Genomic DNA, 16596 nt, shown 5'->3' on the forward strand with positions numbered 1-16596 from the left:
TCAACTATGCTATTTCAGGGACTCCTCACACAACTCGAACACGCGCTCGCACCGGTTCGCCACGTCATGAAACCGATCCTTTCGGATCCACTCGTGATGGGTATCTGGGCACTCTTCGTGCTCGGGTCCGTCGGTACCCTCTGGTGGGACATCCGAGAGCGCAATCAGGCGCTGCCGTCGCTGATGAAAGGGGTGTGGACGCTCGTCGTCCTTTACTCCGGGCCGTTCGGGCTGGCCGTCTACTGGTACTCCGGGCGGACCCAGATCAGCAACGACTCGCTGTGGCGGCGGGGATTCCGCTCGACCGCCCACTGCTACTCCGGCTGTGGTGCCGGTGAAGTCCTCGGATTCGTCCTCCTCGCGGGGCTCCTCGCACTCGGGAGTTCGCTCGTCATCACGGCAGGAACGTTCGCGCTCGCATATCTGTTCGGGTACGCGCTCACCGTTGGGCCACTGATGCAAGAGGGGGTCAGCTTCGGGGAGGCGATGCTCGACGCCCTCTACAGCGAGACGCCGAGCATCACCATCATGGAGATCGCGGCTATCGGGACGGATCTGCTTATCGCCAGTCAGGCCCACATCTCCGACCTGCTATTCTGGGGTGCACTGGTGTTCTCGCTCTCGGTCGGGTTCGTGTTCGCGTACCCGGTCAACGCCACACTCGTCTACTTTGGCGTCAAGGAGGGCATGAAGAACCCCGCCGAGATGGGGCAGAGTCAGTCGAGCGGACAGGTACAGGCCGCCGATTAGTGACGTTAGGACCGCTCGGCGTCCACATCTAGCCCCCGATACGCCTGTCTCAGCTCCGTGCGTGGCGCCGATAGGCGTCGTACACAGCTGGGAGACCAAGCGGGAACGCGAGGAGCCCGAACGTCGCGAGCGTGTGTTTCGCGTATGATGACTCTCGATACGCGAGGTACGTAGCACCCACGCCGACGACTGCCACCGCGTATGCAAGGTTGCTCCAGAGCGGGTCGTACGTCGAGCAGTAGCCCCAGCAGACGAGTGTGTACGAAGGGGCGTTCCACGTCGGCGGCTGGAGCTTGGGCCAGAAGAACCGACAGTAGGTGGTAAAGGCGAGCATCACCGTCACGGGCAGCGCTGTGAGCCACGTACTCGGCCGAACCGAGAGTCGTGACTCGTATCGGTGGTAGCCGTGCAACAGCACCAGCGGGAGTGTGAAGACGACCAGCCATAGGCCGACAGTGTAGGTGACCGGCCAGTGTTCGATCCGGGGTTGCGTGTAGGCGACTCTGAACGAGTCGGGGAGTGTCGCCCACGGAAAGGACGGATCGGGAACCGGATTCGTGAAAAAGGACAGTCCCATTAGGAGGACGCCGGCGAGGAGTGCGTACGCACCGATCGCCGTTATTCGTGCGAGTGAGGCGGGCAACGGCTGGTGGCCCGAATCTCCACTGTCACTGTCATCGAATGGATCGGGATGGAGGGCATCCGCTCTCATACACTGAGTTACGTTGGAATGATTGATTGCAGTTGTTCTTTCAAATCAGAAGCGCTGGCTCTGAGCGGTTAGATTCCCTAACCCAGACATCCCTCTCGACTACGAATGAGGTCGGCTTTGTCAGGTCTGGAGTTATCGAGCGAGGCGACTTCTGAGAGTTGCCAGCAATCCGGGCTGCGCTCTCGTCGTCTGTTCACCATCACGGGACTCGGATTCTTCGGTCCTCTCCTCCTCTTCGTCGAGCCTCGCCGCTTCGTAGTCCGCAATTATGTGAGCGACGTGGCGATTGCACATGAGCGTTGATACGACGTCTAGCTACAAAACTGTTCGACAGGCGCTCGCAGGTGCTAACTCTGCGTCTGTTTCAGGTCGTCACTCGGGTAGATCCGGTAGGTCCGTCCCTGGCGCTCACGGTATAGTAAGCCGCGTTTCTCGAGGGCGCTGACCGTCTGGCTCACCTTGCTCTTCGAGAAGTCCGATCGGTCCCTGAGTTCGATCTGCGTGATGCCTGGCGAGGAGAGAACCGGTTCGAGGATACGCCGTTCGTCGTCGGGTAAGAGGTCCAGCACGCGGGCCCGAGGCTGGGTTTCTGGATTGATGGTGTCGTTCGAATGGGCGGTGTTGATCGACGGTTCGGAGTCGGACCCGGAGCTAGGGCTCCCCTGGTCGACATCCTCTGATGCACTACTCCGTTGCCGATCGACTGCCTCCGTGCTGGTGACGTCGTCGCGAATCAGCAGATACCCTCCACCGAGAACAGCCGACACGAGGATGGTCCCGAGGACGTACCAGAGCGGATTCGTGCCGTGAACTGCTCCCATCGACGTCCCCATCATCGACCCCATCTGCTCGAACGCCTGCTGTTGCTGGTATGCTTGCCAGCTGAGCACCCCACCGATGACAACGACAGCAGCGACAAGGAGCCCGACGACTGCATCGGCTCGCCGTCGATTCATCCATCCCACCTCGATTTCCTGTGATATTCGTTCATGCCGGTGAATTGGCCGGATGGTACTGTACCAGTTGTGATTGGCCTCGAAGGACCCCAGACGCCGCGCACGCTCTTCGGAGTCGAGACGCGGTGCTCAGTGATGCTCATGGCTCTGTGAAGACCCCGTCCCTCCAACCTCTGGATGCTGGTGGGCGAACTCGTTGGGATGGTTCTCGAACGAGCGCTCGCACCGCTTCGAGCAGAAGAAGTACGTTTCACCGTCGTGGGTGAGACTCGGCCCGCTATCGTCAGTTCGCATTCCGCAGACCGGGTCCCGGTACTGACCAGGCGCACCGAGTCCGCGTCGGTAGACGTAGAGAAGGAACCCAGAGAGGGCGAACGCGATGATGTTGAGGTAGAACGTGTAGTTGAGTTCGAAGTACGTCTGTTCGGACGCCGTCTGCCCGCCGGCGAGGTTCGGAACGATGCCGAGGGCGTTGAACAGTTCCTCCATGAGGAAGCCCGTGAACGCCATTGTCACGAAGAAGACGCCGAGGATGTACAGCATCACGGTCCAGCCGTAGTACTTCCGGTAGACGTTCAGGACGGGGATGGTGATGAGGTCGGCGTAGACGAACGCGATGACGCCGGCGAAGCTGATGCCGCCACCCCACAGGGCGACGGCGAACGGTACGTTGCCCATGCTCCCGACGAAGCTGATGACGGCGATCGCGACGCCCATGATGGCGTTCTCGGCGCTCACCAGGAGTCCCTCTCCCTGGAGGAAGAGTGCGTTCCACACCCACTGCGGGACAAACACGATGACGAACCCCGAGATCAGAAAGCCCGCGATCACGTCCTTCCAGATCATCGACCACTCCTTGCGGTACTGATTGCCCACTTTGTACCAGCCGCCCCACGAGAGGAGTTCGTCACGCCAGCCGCCGCTGCTGGCGGCCTCCTGTTCGTAGGTTTCCATACACCCGGCCGAACAGAACTTCAGCGTCTCGCCACCGTCGGTCGTCAGCGAGTACTCGTCTTTCCCTTCCATTCCACAGGTCGGGTCCTCGGTGACACCGTGTTCTTGATCACGTTGATTCAGCTCCTGTCGAACTTCGTCGAAGAGGTTCTCAGGGAGAGTCAAGTGGACAAGCAGCGCCATCACCGCGATGAGGATAACGCCACCGAGGAGTTCCGCGACGAGGAACTCCCAGCCCAGCAGAATGAGGATCATCAGGCCGAGTTCGACGATGAGGTTCGTCGAGGCGAACATGAACGCGAGGACGTTTACCGCGTGCGCCCCCTTCTTGAACAGGCCCTTCCCGATGGCGACCGCGCCGAAGCTACAGCCGCTACTCGCCGCACCGAACACTGTTGCTTTCGTCAGACCGCTCAGGTTCTCCTCTCCGAGGACCTGCGCCATCCGCTCTTTCGAGACGTAGACCTGGACGAGACTCGTGATCATCAGCCCCATGATGATTGCCCAGGCTGCCGTCCAGAGGAAGCCGACACCGATCCGCAACGACTCGAGGATTCCATCAAGCAGGGCGGCTTGCATACGTACTCAATCGTAAGCATCTATCTTGTTATTTTTTCTTAAGAATATGGTGCCGTGGCAACTCGAAAACTTACATTCGAAAGTAGAATAAGAAGGGAGTTTTGGGTGCCCGCTCTAGTATGGGAGTTCAAGAATCCTAGACCGCGCGCTTTGGTCCTCTGTTCGAAGATCGCTGCGCTCTCCATGGATGATCAGAGTTACGGACAGAGCTCCCATCTCCGACTTTTATCATACGGAAATCCGGTGAGGCTCCGACTGAAGTGCTACTCTTTCGAATTGTAAGAGAAAGTCGATTGAATGAGTCAAGCGTATCTCTACATATGAGCACGACTACCACCTCCCAAGACGCGTACAGTACGGAAGCCCCGGCTAAAGCGATGCAGCTTGACGCGCTGGCACTCGCGGGCGCTGCCGCAGTTGTCTCCGCTGTCGTCATGCTCTTGCTCGGCGTGTTCGGTGCGATCGGTGTCTACGAGGGCGCGGTGACGATGATGGAACAGTGGCACCTGTTCTTCGAGCCAACGGTCGTCGGGACCGTGGCCGGCATGGTCGAAGCCGCCGTGGTCAGCTTCGTCATCGCGTACCCCTTCGCGTGGCTGTACAACGTCTTCGCGCGATAATACGAGGAGACAATCCATGTACGTCACCGACAAAGCCGAAATCATCATCGACGCCAACCCCGAGGAGATCTGGGAGTACGTGACCGACCCGGTTCACTGGACGGCGTCGAATCCCGAAGAACACTACGGACTCGAATACGACACGCCCGACAACCGCCCCCGTGAAGGGGCGACGTTCCATCAGGCCGAAGAGGTCGCCGGGATGTTCGCCGACCTCCACGGCCGATTCCAGTACATCGACCACCCCAACGTGGCGGTCTGGACGGGAACGGCGTACTATCCGCTCCTCCGCGGACTCGTCACCGTTCGGATCCCCGAGGGCGGTACGATACGACTCGTAGAGACGGACGACGGAACCCGGATGTCGCACGCCGTCTGGATGGACTTCTCGAACAACCGCCGCGGCCGGCTGCTGAAGTGGTTGTTCACGACCGCTCTCGATCGAAAGGCCAAGCTCTACGACCACACCAACAAGGAGCTCGTCTTCTTCAAAGACCGCATCGAGTCAGCCGTTCGGGAATCGTCCAAACCGACGGGGGAACGTCCCTAGCACAATCAATCGGCCTTACCACTACAACCATGTACACCGACATCCTCATCCCAACCGGTGGAAGTGATCACGTCAAGCCCGCAATTCGGTACGGCCTGAGTCTCGCTCGACGATACGATGCGACTGTCCACGCCCTCCACGTCATCGATAGTTCCCCCATCGAACGAAAGCTCGAACTGACCGCCATCGAGACGGATCTGGAGACACTCACGGACACGTGGTACGATGCCGGCGATGCCGCTACCCAGGAAATCGCCACTCAAGCCTCAGAACAGGGACTGGACGCGGTAACGGAAATTCGGCGTGGCATTCCAGCACGGGAGATTGCGTCCTATATCACTGATGCTGGCATCGACCTCGTCTGCATGGGAACTCGAGGACATACAGGACTCGACCGATTCCTGTTGGGGAGCGTCACGGCCAGAGTCGTCCGTACTGTTGACGTGCCCGTCCTCAGCGTCAAATCGGGGCCGACTGAAGAGATGTCGGATTCCGAGCTTCTAGAAGACTTCGAGAATATCCTCGTTCCGACCGATGGGAGCAAACAAGCACAGGAAGCGGTCAAGCATGCGCTCGATTTAGCTCGGACGTATGAGGCAACACTCCATGTGCTCTATGTCGTCGATAGAGGTGCGTACGCGTCTCGTCCGGGGTGGACGTGGGACGAACTACAGCAGGTGCTGGAGCAAAGCGGAGAGAAAATACTCGAAAACGTCCGGTCCCAGGCCGATGCCGACGGAGTTTCAACGGTCACCGAGATTCACCACGGCGTTCCTCATCAATCAATACTGGACTACTGCGAACAGCACTCCATCGACTTCGTCGTTTTGGGAACGCACGGTCGATCCGGCCTTTCACGACAGCTGGTTGGGAGTGTGACTGAACGGGTTCTCCGGAGTTCGGATGTGCCGGTTTTGACCGTTCGAGGAGCGTAGACACGTCCGAGCTACCGGCGGAGAGATATGAGTAGAACCAGAAAGCCGAGCCCGATAGCGACCGATTCGATGATGTGGACGACGGCGAGATCGAGGCCTCCGAACTCGAAAAGCACTCCCTCGATGAATACACCGATAGTGATGATACCGAATCCAATTGCGGCATTTCGCATATAGTCCGTCCCCGTTCGTCGGTAGGCCTCGAAACTGTAGTACGTGATCAGGACGCCGAGGCCGAGGACGATCAAGCGGACGGCGAGCAGGATTGCCGTTGTCGTATCAACCATCTATTCACTCCCCCACCCTCTGTGAATCACGACCGTACAATGCATACAGGATGGTGAGCATGCCGATCGCGACGATCGCTGTCGCCACTGTCCCTGCATTGTGGAACGTCAGCCCGACCACGTCGAATAAGATACCCTCGATGATCGCTCCGAAACTGATGATGGCGAAGCCGATCGCGAGATACAGCATCGATTGACTGTTGCTTCGACGGTACCCTCTGTAGGCCTGAAACGCGATGATGAACCCGAGCGCCATCGTGACGAGCTTTGCGATGACGAGGCCGATGTGCATGGTTAGTCGTTCCTCATTGTGTCCCAGAGACGGGCGAACCGGTCAGGCGCATCTTCTCTGAGTTCGATACGGACGTCGAACCCTGATTCCAAGAGTTCGACCTCGACGCGGTCCAGCTGAGCTTCGTATTCACTGTAGTGGTGACCATCGGGATCGATGTGTGTTCGCTCGACGAGTAGATCGTACTCCAGTAGCGTATTGACGCGCCTGGAGACTGTCGAAACGGACATGTCGCATTCGTCGCTGAGTTCCTTGGCTGACATCTGGTTTCGGCGAGTCGCCTCGAGGATCGCGCGTGCATAGTCGTCGTCGAGGATGGCGAGGATCCCCGAGACATCTCGCTCCTCACTCACAGTCGACGTTTCTTCGGAACAGTATATAAAGAAACGGCGATTTGCTGACCCAGCAAATCTGCTTGCCGGACTATATCTTCCGGGTGTGTAGGTCCACTTGCAAGGTGACCGATGCTATGACCGACTCACTCACGCGACGACGGATGCTCCAGTTGACTGGCGGCGCGGCGGTCGTGGGGCTCGCCGGATGTACCGGAACGCAGAACGGCGACGGTGGAGGAGCGAATGCAACGCCGACTGAGGCTCCTCACGATGATGCCGGCACCGAGTCGGGACACAGCGACGAAGAAAGCGGTCACGACGAAGCAGTCGGTGCACCAAGCGACGCCGCCGACGTTCGGATGATCACCGAAGACGGTGGGTACCACTTCGAACCGCACGTCGTGCGCGTCAACGTCGGCGGGACTGTCACCTGGACGAACGAGAGCGGCAGTCACTCGACGACCGCCTACCACCCGGACAACGACCAACCCCAACTCGTCCCGGACGGGGCGACGGCTTGGGACAGCGGCATCGTCTCGGACGAGGGCGCGACGTTCGAACACACCTTCGAGACTGAGGGCGTCTACCACTACTACTGCACGCCCCACGAATCGCTTGGAATGATCGGCACCGTCATCGTCGGTGAACCGGACCCCCACGAACAGGTCGCCCTTGAGGAACCACCCGCCGACAAGCCCGAGCGCGTCCGCGAGAAGCTCACCGAACTGAACGAGATGGTACGGACGGCCCTCGGCGACGACCACTAACGACCCCATCGGTCAGTTGCCGGGCTGTCTGTCACTGTCCGAAATTTGGGCTGACTAATCCCGGTCGTGATTCTACTCCTCGGGTCAGGCAAATACGTTGTACCCGACGTGTGCGAGGGAGAGGACCAGATATCCGAGTATCAGTAGTGCCCCCGTTCGTCGAGAGAGCGACGGGAATCCAATTGCCGCGGTTCCGTGAATCCGTTCTCCGAGCGCGTAGACGAATCGTCCGGCGAGGAGTGCGAACGGGAGGTGCACAAACACCAACGGCAGGAACAGCGAATCGAATCTGACAGTCGTCTCCAATTGTGTCAAGTACTCGAGTTTGAGCAGTATCTCCAGTCCGGCGACAGTGAGTCCTGACGCGATAGTGGCGAACAATCCTTCAGTCTTCGAGAGGAGTCGTCCTCGCCAGTAACTCCAGGCGTAGAACGTGAGAATCAACGGGAGGAATCGAATGAACGCCTCCTCCACGAACCCAACCAGTAGTGTCCACGTCGTACTCGTCGTTGCCGGAAGAAGAGCGAGTTCGGCCAGAAAGGCGAGCCAGACGCCTAGCCCCGTCACGACGGCACTTAACACGGAGATGCCAACGAGTGATGGATAGTGACGCGTCATAGCTCACTCGGGGACATACCTGATACTTAGAGGCAATCGGGATAGACGTACCCGTTTCGACGCGGGGCCACACCCGGAGAGCATTTATTGCTGTGTGCCTGGTAGTCAGTAGCACGAAGCTGGATCGTCCCAGTTCGACACAGTACCATGGCTTCCAACGACCGCACCGCGACTGGTCTCCCGTCCGATAGGGAGAGCGATGTCGTCGGTCGTATCGAGGACGAACTCCTGTCACGGCGAGGATTCCTGACTGGACTCGGTATCGGAAGTGTCGGAGGCGCTGGTGCTATTCTTGGCCTCACACGTTCCCGCAGAGGGGTTCAATCGCTGGCGACACTCGCAGGTGGTGCGACGCTTCCTGCGGAGGTACAGTATTATCTCCCGGCAGTCGATCCGTCTCACGGCGGTCTCATTATTCCTGTCACGTTTTCGTTTTCGACTGGGGATGGAGAGTTGTTCGTCGACCTCGAGAATCTCGAGGTTCGTCACGACCTCCAGCTCGCGCTCCGTGAGGCAGCCGAAACGGCGACCAGAGTCACAGAGGGGAGCCTCGCAGACACAGCTGTCCATGTGACGTTCGAGACGCCGTCCAGCGACGTCCTCACACTCCGGGGGAAAAGCTGGGAGGCGGGGCTCACCGTCGCGTTGATTGCGGGTCTCCGTCGGCAGTCCCTCTCTCGGAAGACACTCATCACGGGCGTCGTCGACGGCGAAGGGACACTGCTGCCAGTCGGGGGAATCGAAGGGAAAGCCCGGGCAGCACGAGCGTTCGGAGCGACGGAACTGATCGTCCCCGATGGCGGTTCTTCTGACGTGTCGGTTCGGGGGATTCGTGTCGTCACGGCCGCGTCGATCGAGGATGCACTCGAGCGTATTCTGTGACCGTCGTTATTAGTTCAGGGTAACGCAGGCAACGATTCGAGGTACTGTGCGACAGCTTTCGATGAGGCGTCTAACTCGCTGGCGATGTCACGAGCACGGAGATACGTCGGCTCGGAGCTGGCCGTCTCGACGAGATACGCGCACACCGTTTGGCGGGAAAACTGGACATCGGTCGGGGAAGTGGCGGTCAGCGGAGGCGACCGAGGAGCTTGTAGTCGTGGTCGGGGGTGTATCGGCGGAACAGCAGGCTGTTCGACAGCACTGACACGCTGGAGAACGCCATCGCGCCGGCCGCCAGCACCGGCTGGAGCAGTCCCAGCGAGGCGAGCGGAATCATCGCGGTGTTGTAGCCCAGCGCCCAGACGAGGTTCTGCTTGATCTTCGCCAGCGTCGCGTCCGAGATGCGGATGGCCTTCACCACGTCGACCGGGTCGTCGCGCATCAGGGTGACGTCCGCGGCCTCGATGGCGACGTCGGTCCCGGAGCCGATGGCCGTCCCGACGTACGCGACGGCGAGCGCGGGGGCGTCGTTGACCCCGTCGCCCACCATCATCGCCTTCCGGCCCTCGTCCTGAATGGCCTCGACGGCGTCGGACTTGTCCTCGGGGAGGACCTCCGCGCGGACGTTCTCCGGGTCGATGCCCACCTGCTCGGCCACCGCACGAGCGGTGCGCTCGTTGTCGCCCGTGATCATCATCACGTCGACGCCGCGCTCCTGCAGTTGGCTCACGGCGTCCTTCGCGCTCTCCTTGACCGTGTCGGCGTCCGCGACCACCCCCACGAGTTCACCCTCGTAGGCGACGAGCATCGCCGTCTTCCCCTCCTCTTCGAGGCGTTCCATGGTATCCTGGGCGGGGGTGGGATCGATCCCGTTGTCCCGGAGCAGCTTCCGGTTGCCGACCAGGACTTCGCTGGTGCCAACCATCGCTTTGATGCCGTGACCGGGAACGTTCTCGAACTCGTCGGGGTCGGCCACGTCGATACCGCGGTTCTCCGCACCGTCGACGATGGCGCGGGCGAGCGGGTGCTCGCTCCCGCTCTCGGCGGTGGCTGCGAGGCGCAGCACGTCCTCCTCGCTAAGCCGGTCACGCGCCGTTAGCTGACCTCCGTCAGCGGCCGGCTCTCCACCGTCCGCGACGGGCTGGCCGTCACCGTCAAAGACGACGACGTCGGTCAGTTCCATTTCGCCCTTGGTGAGCGTCCCTGTTTTGTCGAAGACGACCGTGTCCACGTCCTTCGCGCGTTCGAGGATGTCACCGCCCTTGAACAGGACGCCGTGCTGCGCGCCGAGCGTCGTCCCGACCATCGTCGCGGCGGGCGTCGCCAGCCCCAGCGCACAGGGACAGGCGATGAGGACTGCGGAGGCGAATACGATGACGGCGAACTCGAAGACCGAGACGCCGCCGCCAGCGACTGCGGGGCCACCAGCGACGAGACCCCACAGCGGGAGCCAGTCGACGAACCCGGCGAGCGCTTCGGGAAACAGGAACCAGACGACGCCCCACAGCACGGCGTTCGCGATGACTGCGGGCACGAAGTACGCGCTGATGCGGTCGGCGAGGTTCTGGATGTCGGGCTGGCGGGACTGGGCCTCCTTGACCGTCTGGACGATCTGCTGTAGCGCCGTGTCCTTCCCGACCTTCGTCGCTTCAACCACGAGGACGCCGTTCTCGTTGATGGTCGAACCGACGACCTCGTCGCCCTCGCTCTTCTCGACGGGAACGGATTCGCCGGTCACCATCGATTCGTCGACCGCGCTCTGACCGTCGACGACGACGCCGTCGGTCGGAATCTGCTCGCCGGGCCGGACCTTCATCCGGTCGCCCACCTCGACGTCTTCGAGCGGGATCTCCTCCTCGTTGCCCGCCTCGTCGATGATGGTGGCCGTCTCGGCCTCCATCTCCAGGAGCTTGCGCAGCGCCTCGCCGGCCTGTCCCTTCGAACGGGCTTCGAGGTAGTTCCCGAGCGTGATGAACACGAGGATGAGCGCCGCCGTGTCGAAGTACAGCCCGCCGGCAATTGCGCCGAGCAGCACCGCGACAGAGTAGACGTACGCGGTGGTCGAGCCCAACGCGATGAGCACGTCCATGTTGGCGCGGCCGTTCTTGACGAGTGCCTTGTAGGAGTTCTTGTAGAACGGCCAGCCGAGCACCAGCTGAACCGGCGTCGCCAGCAGGAACTCCACCCAGCCGAACTCGATACCGAGAATCGTCTCCGGAAGGACGCCCCCGCCGAGCAGGAACTTCTCGACGAGGAAGAACAGCAACGGTGCCGACAGCGCCGCGCCGAACAGCGTCAGCCGCAGCTGTCGCCGGATCTCTTCCTGTCGAGCGGCTTCCCTGGCGTCACCACCCGAGCTGTCTTCGCCCTCACTATCCTCTCGCACGGGCGAGTAGCCGGCGCCCTCGATGGCGTCGTAGAACTCCGCGAGCTCCGCCTCAGCCGGGTTGAACGTGACCTGTGCCTCGTCAGTGGCGAAGTTCACGTCGGCGGTGACGACGCCGGGCGTCCGTTCGAGGGCGTCCTGCACCGTCTCCGAGCAGTTCGCACACGACATGTCGGTGATAGCGATCGTCACCGAGTCGGTCACGGGTGAATATCCCGCGTTCTCGATGGCGTCGTAGATTTCTCCCAGCGAAACCTCGTCGGGATCGTACTCGACCGAGCCCTCGTCGGTCGCGAAGTTGATGTTCGCCTCCGAGACGCCGTCGAGCGACCCGAGCGCGTCGGCGATGGTTTGCGAACAGTTCGCGCAACTCATCCCCTGGATATCGATGTGGCTTGTCCGCTGACTCATTGACTAGTACTACGGACCCCTTATTCAATCGATTTGCCCTTTCAGGTGTTCAGCGCGTCCGGTGTGATACCTTCGAATGCAAAGCGATCTGGGAGGCAACCTTTGCTCAATCCGCGCCCTGTTGCAGTTGATCGTATTTCTCCTCGAATCGAGCCTCGCACGACGGACAACAGAACTGGTATAGCTCCCCACCGATTCGGGTCGCCGTTCCCTCGCTGTCGACCGTATTTCCACACTGGGCACAGGTGAGTGCGAACTCCGTCCCGCCCAGGTCGGGCGACCAGTCGGCGGCTGCCAGAAGCGTTACCCCGAAGTCGTCGACCGTTCCCTCCTCGAGGGTGTCGGAGAGCCAGCTCGCGATGTCGTTGTCTGGAACTCTGGCGAAGACGACGAGGTCTGCTTCGGCCGTCGTAAACACGTGCTCGACCGCACCCTCCTCCAGAAGGGACTCTTTGCCTGACGGTACCTCTGGACCAGTCGAGGCAACCTTGAGCGTAATCAGCACTGGAATCCCGGACCGGAGTTGCGAACGGTCGACGGCGAGTGTGAATCGATTGATGACGCCCATGTCCTGTAATCTCGCGACCCGATCTGACACGGCCGGTGCCGAGAGGCCGACGACATCTGCGATGTCGCTGTACGGTCGTCGAGCGTTCGCCATCAGTAGCTGCAGGATTTCGAGATCAGTTTCGTCGAGGTCGCGCATGGTGGAACAACACGGGCAGTGGACTAAAGCATCACGGGGAGAAATGCCTTCAATCCCAAAGTTTGACGAACCAATACCCGGCCATTCAAAGGGATAATTCGCATAAGAGAGGGGTGCGTACATACTACTGTATGACGACAACCATCACTGTTGAGGGAATGACCTGCGGCCACTGTGAACAGACGGTCGAAGAGGCGCTTCGGGATGTCTCCGGCGTGACTGGCGCCACCGCCGATCGGGACGCCGAGCAGGCGAGCGTCGAGGGCGACGCAGACACCACGGCGCTCGTGCAGGCCGTCGAGGACGCCGGATACACCGCCCACGCCTGAGACGTTCACGGACGAGCACCCCGCCGTTCTCTTCCAAGTCTGTTCCCCCACTCGGTAGTCTCGTGGCCCGGACAGAATAATGGGGGACGGTACCAACATTCAACCCATGAGTAACCATTCAACCCACGACCATTCCGAGGCATCTCCGCCGGAGGCTCAATCCGAGGAGACCGTCTACTGCTGCCGTATTTGCCAGTTAGAAGCAGACGGCGGACGGCGAGCGACCGCTGACTCATCCGAACATACAGGCCACGGTCGGCCCAGCGAGAGCGCCCCAGAGTCTGAACAGACAGACGAACACGCTCACCACGAGCACGAGACCGCGTCCGGGCACAGTCACGCCAAACATGAACACGGTCACATTGAGGAGGGCGAGCACGACCACGACACCCACGATCACGGTGGGCACGGCCACGAAGGCGGACACGAGGATCACAAGGCCCACACCGACCATTCGGGGCACGAACAGATGTTTCGGCGGCGGTTCTGGGTGTCGCTCGTCCTCTCGATCCCGGTCATCTTCTTCAGCGAATTCATCCAGGGCGTCTTCGGCTACACGGCACCGACGTTCCCCGGGAGCGTCTGGATCACGCCCGTCCTCTCGGTGATCGTCTTCGCGTACGGTGGTCTGCCGTTCCTCTCGATGGCCCGGACGGAACTCCAAAACCGCGAGCCGGGGATGATGATGCTCATCTCGCTGGCGATCACCGTCGCGTTCGTCTACTCGATCGCCAGCCTGTTCCTCGAGGGGACGACGCCGTTCTTCTGGGAACTGGTCACGCTGATCGACATCATGCTGCTGGGCCACTGGATGGAGATGCGCTCGGTCCGGCAGGCCTCGGGCGCGCTCGACGAACTGGCGAAACTGATGCCTGACACCGCCGAGCGCGTTACCGAGAGTGGGGATACTGAGGAAGTCCCGGTCACCGAACTCTCAGAGGACGACGTGGTGCTCGTCCGTCCCGGTGCTTCCGTTCCCGCAGACGGCGAAGTTGCCGAGGGCGAGTCCTCGGTCGACGAGTCGATGATTACGGGCGAGTCCCGGCCCGTGGACAAAGAGCCTGGATCCGAAGTGGTCGCTGGCACGGTCAACCAGGACGGGAGCCTACGGGTTCGGGTGACGAAGACCGGCGACGAGACGACCCTCGCAGGCATCATGCGCTTGGTCGACGAGGCCCAGAAGTCGAAGTCCCGCACGCAGTTGCTCGCCGACCGCGCAGCTGGGTGGCTGTTCTACATCGCACTCGGGGTCGCCGCAATCACGGCCGTCGCGTGGGTCGTCGCGGTCGGATTCAACATCGGCGTCCTCGAACGCGTCGTCACGGTTCTCGTTATTGCCTGTCCCCACGCACTCGGCCTCGCGGTCCCGCTCGTCGTCGCTATCAACACCTCCACCGCGGCCCAGAATGGGATGCTCATACGCGACCGCATCGCCATGGAAGAGGCCCGCAACCTCGATACGGTGATGTTCGACAAGACCGGGACGCTCACGAAGGGCGAGCAGGGTGTCGTCGGCATCCAGACTGCAGGTGAGTGGGACGAAGAGCGAGCGCTCGAGATCGCCGCCGGCGTCGAGGGCGACTCCGAGCACATGATCGCTCGTGCCATCCGGACCGCCGCCGAGGAACGCGGTGTCCAGCGAGCGAGCGTCTCGAACTTCGAGAACCTCCGCGGGCTCGGTGTCCGGGCCGTCGCTGACGGTGACACAGTCCACCTCGGCGGGCCGAACCTGATCGAGAAACTCGGTATCGAGCGATCCGACGAGATCGTCTCCTTCGCCGAGGACGCTGGGTCGAACGCTCAGACCGTAATTTACCTCATCCGAGACGAGTCCGAGGTCGTGGCGGCGTTCGCCCTCGCGGACGTGATTCGTGAGGAGAGCCGACAGGCCATCGAGGCCCTCCACGGGATGGGCATCGAGGTGGCGATGCTGACGGGTGACTCCGAAGACGTCGCCCGCGCGGTCTCCGAAGAACTCGGTATCGACCAGTACTTCGCCGAAGTGCTGCCCGAGGAAAAAGACACCAAAGTGGAGCAGCTCCAGTCGGAGGGAAAACTCGTCGCGATGGTCGGCGACGGCGTCAACGACGCCCCCGCCCTGACGAGAGCCGATGTCGGTATCGCCATCGGATCGGGTACCGACGTCGCGATCGAGTCGGGCGACATCATCCTCGTCGACAACAACCCGCTCGATGTCGTTCGCCTCGTCCGTCTGTCGAAGGCGAGCTACCGGAAGATGCAGGAGAACCTCGTGTGGGCGACCGGCTACAACGTCGTCGCGCTCCCACTCGCCGCCGGGATACTTGCACCCATCGGCATCCTGCTGTCGCCAGCGATTGGTGCGGTGTTCATGTCGTTGTCGACGATTATCGTCGCGATCAACGCCCGCCGACTCAGAGGGGTCGATCTCTCTGCATGACAACCCTGATCGTCGGAGGCTACGGGTCGGTCGGCCACACGATAGCAGAGGAACTAGCCACCTCATCCGAAGGACCGGATTCTGTGGTCGTCGCTGGCCGTGACGGAACGAAGGCGAAAGCCGTCGCGGCCGAGTACGGTGAACACGTCTCCGGTGTTGCATTCGACCTCCAAGAGATGGATGCGTACGGCCGTGTCCTCGAAGACGTCGATCAGGTCGTGATGTGTGTGGACCAGTCAGGAACGGTGTTCGTCGAGGCCTGTCTGGAGCGAGGCATCGACTACATCGACGTCACGGCCTCCGACGAGTTCTTCCGCAAGGTCGAACAGCTCGACGACAACGCCCATGATGGCGGCGCGACAGCGGTACTGAGCGTCGGGCTCGCGCCCGGCGTCACGAACCTGCTTGCGAAACGCATGGCTAACCAGCTGTCTACTGTTTCGGAGATCCGAATCGGGGTGCTCCTCAGTCTCGGGGAAGCGTTTGGGGCTGCGGCGAGTCGGTGGACGCTCGAGCGAATCGGTCGAGAGTTCACGATACCTGCTGGGGCTGGTAGCCGTTCAGTCCGTGGCTTTGCCATACCGGAGGCTATTGAATTTCCACGGTACGGTCGCCGCCGGGCCTACAGCTTCGACTTCGCGGACCAGCACGTCCTCCATCGAACGCTCGATGTGCCAGCGAAAACGTTCCTGTGTTTCGACTCGCGGGCGATCACGTCGGCGGCGTACGGCCTCTCGCGGCTCGGCTTGTACCGCCATGCCGTCGACGCGATCGGACTCGACCGATTGACGGAACTTGTCTCGACGCTCTCGGTCGGCGGGGATGGCTTCGCCGTGACGGTCGAGGTCGATGGCCAGCAAGATTCGACCGCGAAGACACTGATGACCGCAATCGATGGCCGAGAACAGAGTCGAGTGACCGGCATCGTCGCGGCAACCGTGGCGATGACCATTCACAATACGACGGTTCCCGACGGGGTTCACCACGTCCACGAGATTCTGGATGCCGAACCGATTCTCGACGTCCTGCGAGAACGGGGATACCGTCTCACGAACAGCGAGCGAGTTCGCGGAACGAGCGAGACACTCACTCCAACACTTTGAGGCGA

Annotated in this window: 19 protein-coding genes; 9 read left to right on the forward strand and 10 right to left on the reverse strand. The window is 61.3% G+C overall.

Annotated features, from left to right (window positions below; all coding sequences use genetic code 11):
* Nucleotides 1-6: 6 nt before the first annotated feature.
* Nucleotides 7-750, forward strand: coding sequence for a DUF4396 domain-containing protein (locus P0592_RS19505; protein WP_276274315.1), 744 nt, complete (start codon nucleotides 7-9; stop codon nucleotides 748-750).
* 49 nt (nucleotides 751-799) lie between these two features.
* Here P0592_RS19505 and P0592_RS19510 read toward each other — a convergent pair whose 3' ends face one another.
* From P0592_RS19510 to P0592_RS19520, 3 genes are all read right to left on the reverse strand, one after another.
* Entirely contained in the window at nucleotides 800-1462 is a 663-nt protein-coding gene (locus P0592_RS19510) for a hypothetical protein (RefSeq protein WP_276274316.1), read from the reverse strand.
* A 347-nt stretch (nucleotides 1463-1809) separates the two neighbouring features.
* A complete protein-coding gene (locus P0592_RS19515; protein ID WP_276274317.1) occupies nucleotides 1810-2418 on the reverse strand; it encodes a helix-turn-helix transcriptional regulator in 609 nt (202 codons plus the stop codon).
* Nucleotides 2419-2547: 129 nt separating this feature from the next.
* Nucleotides 2548-3951: a permease gene (locus tag P0592_RS19520; protein ID WP_276274318.1), complete on the reverse strand. Its 1404-nt coding sequence runs from the start codon at nucleotides 3949-3951 to the stop codon at nucleotides 2548-2550.
* Nucleotides 3952-4328: 377 nt separating this feature from the next.
* Between P0592_RS19520 and P0592_RS19525 the strand changes: the two genes are divergently transcribed.
* The 3 genes from P0592_RS19525 to P0592_RS19535 are packed head-to-tail and all read left to right on the forward strand — an operon-like array spanning nucleotide 4329 to nucleotide 6056.
* Entirely contained in the window at nucleotides 4329-4571 is a 243-nt protein-coding gene (locus P0592_RS19525; protein WP_276274319.1) for a hypothetical protein, read from the forward strand.
* Between the two features lie 16 nt (nucleotides 4572-4587).
* A complete protein-coding gene (locus tag P0592_RS19530; protein WP_276274320.1) occupies nucleotides 4588-5121 on the forward strand; it encodes an SRPBCC family protein in 534 nt (177 codons plus the stop codon).
* A 29-nt stretch (nucleotides 5122-5150) separates the two neighbouring features.
* Complete coding sequence (locus tag P0592_RS19535; RefSeq protein ID WP_276274321.1) at nucleotides 5151-6056, forward strand: universal stress protein; 906 nt, start codon at nucleotides 5151-5153, stop codon at nucleotides 6054-6056.
* Nucleotides 6057-6067: 11 nt separating this feature from the next.
* Here P0592_RS19535 and P0592_RS19540 read toward each other — a convergent pair whose 3' ends face one another.
* Genes P0592_RS19540 through P0592_RS19550 form a run of 3 tightly spaced genes read right to left on the reverse strand, consistent with a single transcriptional unit; the run spans nucleotide 6068 to nucleotide 6988 of the window.
* Nucleotides 6068-6343 carry a DUF7521 family protein gene (locus P0592_RS19540; RefSeq protein WP_276274322.1) on the reverse strand — a complete coding sequence of 92 codons (276 nt, stop codon included), beginning with the start codon at nucleotides 6341-6343 and terminating at the stop codon, nucleotides 6068-6070.
* A 4-nt stretch (nucleotides 6344-6347) separates the two neighbouring features.
* Nucleotides 6348-6635: a DUF7521 family protein gene (locus P0592_RS19545; protein ID WP_276274323.1), complete on the reverse strand. Its 288-nt coding sequence runs from the start codon at nucleotides 6633-6635 to the stop codon at nucleotides 6348-6350.
* Nucleotides 6636-6637: 2 nt separating this feature from the next.
* The gene (locus P0592_RS19550) at nucleotides 6638-6988 is read right to left on the reverse strand and encodes an ArsR/SmtB family transcription factor (RefSeq protein ID WP_276274324.1); all 351 of its coding nucleotides are present in this window, start codon (nucleotides 6986-6988) and stop codon (nucleotides 6638-6640) included.
* Between the two features lie 116 nt (nucleotides 6989-7104).
* On the opposite strand from P0592_RS19550, the gene P0592_RS19555 reads away from it, so the two are divergent.
* On the forward strand, nucleotides 7105-7737 hold the full coding sequence (locus P0592_RS19555; protein WP_276274325.1) for a plastocyanin/azurin family copper-binding protein: 633 nt from the start codon (nucleotides 7105-7107) through the stop codon (nucleotides 7735-7737).
* Between the two features lie 84 nt (nucleotides 7738-7821).
* On the opposite strand, the gene P0592_RS19560 is transcribed toward P0592_RS19555, so the two are convergent.
* Nucleotides 7822-8355 (reverse strand): hypothetical protein, encoded by a 534-nt coding sequence (locus P0592_RS19560; protein WP_276274326.1) that lies wholly within the window; start codon nucleotides 8353-8355, stop codon nucleotides 7822-7824.
* Nucleotides 8356-8502: 147 nt separating this feature from the next.
* Here P0592_RS19560 and P0592_RS19565 point away from each other — a divergent pair, with 147 nt between their 5' ends.
* Nucleotides 8503-9237 carry a S16 family serine protease gene (locus tag P0592_RS19565; protein ID WP_276274327.1) on the forward strand — a complete coding sequence of 245 codons (735 nt, stop codon included), beginning with the start codon at nucleotides 8503-8505 and terminating at the stop codon, nucleotides 9235-9237.
* Between the two features lie 14 nt (nucleotides 9238-9251).
* Here P0592_RS19565 and P0592_RS20310 read toward each other — a convergent pair whose 3' ends face one another.
* From P0592_RS20310 to P0592_RS19575, 3 genes are all read right to left on the reverse strand, one after another.
* Nucleotides 9252-9470 (reverse strand): DUF7123 family protein, encoded by a 219-nt coding sequence (locus tag P0592_RS20310; protein WP_473092249.1) that lies wholly within the window; start codon nucleotides 9468-9470, stop codon nucleotides 9252-9254.
* Nucleotides 9425-12034 (reverse strand): heavy metal translocating P-type ATPase, encoded by a 2610-nt coding sequence (locus P0592_RS19570; protein ID WP_276274328.1) that lies wholly within the window; start codon nucleotides 12032-12034, stop codon nucleotides 9425-9427. The genes P0592_RS20310 and P0592_RS19570 overlap by 46 nt, the downstream gene beginning before the upstream one ends.
* Nucleotides 12035-12140: 106 nt before the next feature.
* On the reverse strand, nucleotides 12141-12740 hold the full coding sequence (locus P0592_RS19575) for an AsnC family transcriptional regulator (RefSeq protein ID WP_276274329.1): 600 nt from the start codon (nucleotides 12738-12740) through the stop codon (nucleotides 12141-12143).
* A gap of 131 nt (nucleotides 12741-12871) precedes the next feature.
* On the opposite strand from P0592_RS19575, the gene P0592_RS19580 reads away from it, so the two are divergent.
* From P0592_RS19580 to P0592_RS19595, 3 genes are all read left to right on the forward strand, one after another.
* Nucleotides 12872-13069 carry a heavy-metal-associated domain-containing protein gene (locus P0592_RS19580; protein ID WP_276274330.1) on the forward strand — a complete coding sequence of 66 codons (198 nt, stop codon included), beginning with the start codon at nucleotides 12872-12874 and terminating at the stop codon, nucleotides 13067-13069.
* Nucleotides 13070-13175: 106 nt separating this feature from the next.
* Nucleotides 13176-15488 (forward strand): copper-translocating P-type ATPase, encoded by a 2313-nt coding sequence (locus tag P0592_RS19590; protein ID WP_419181152.1) that lies wholly within the window; start codon nucleotides 13176-13178, stop codon nucleotides 15486-15488.
* A complete protein-coding gene (locus P0592_RS19595; protein ID WP_276274184.1) occupies nucleotides 15485-16591 on the forward strand; it encodes a saccharopine dehydrogenase family protein in 1107 nt (368 codons plus the stop codon). Before P0592_RS19590 ends, P0592_RS19595 begins: the two co-directional genes overlap by 4 nt.
* Nucleotides 16592-16596 lie beyond the last annotated feature (5 nt).

Source organism: Haloarcula litorea (assembly GCF_029338195.1).
Taxonomy (GTDB): domain Archaea; phylum Halobacteriota; class Halobacteria; order Halobacteriales; family Haloarculaceae; genus Haloarcula; species Haloarcula litorea.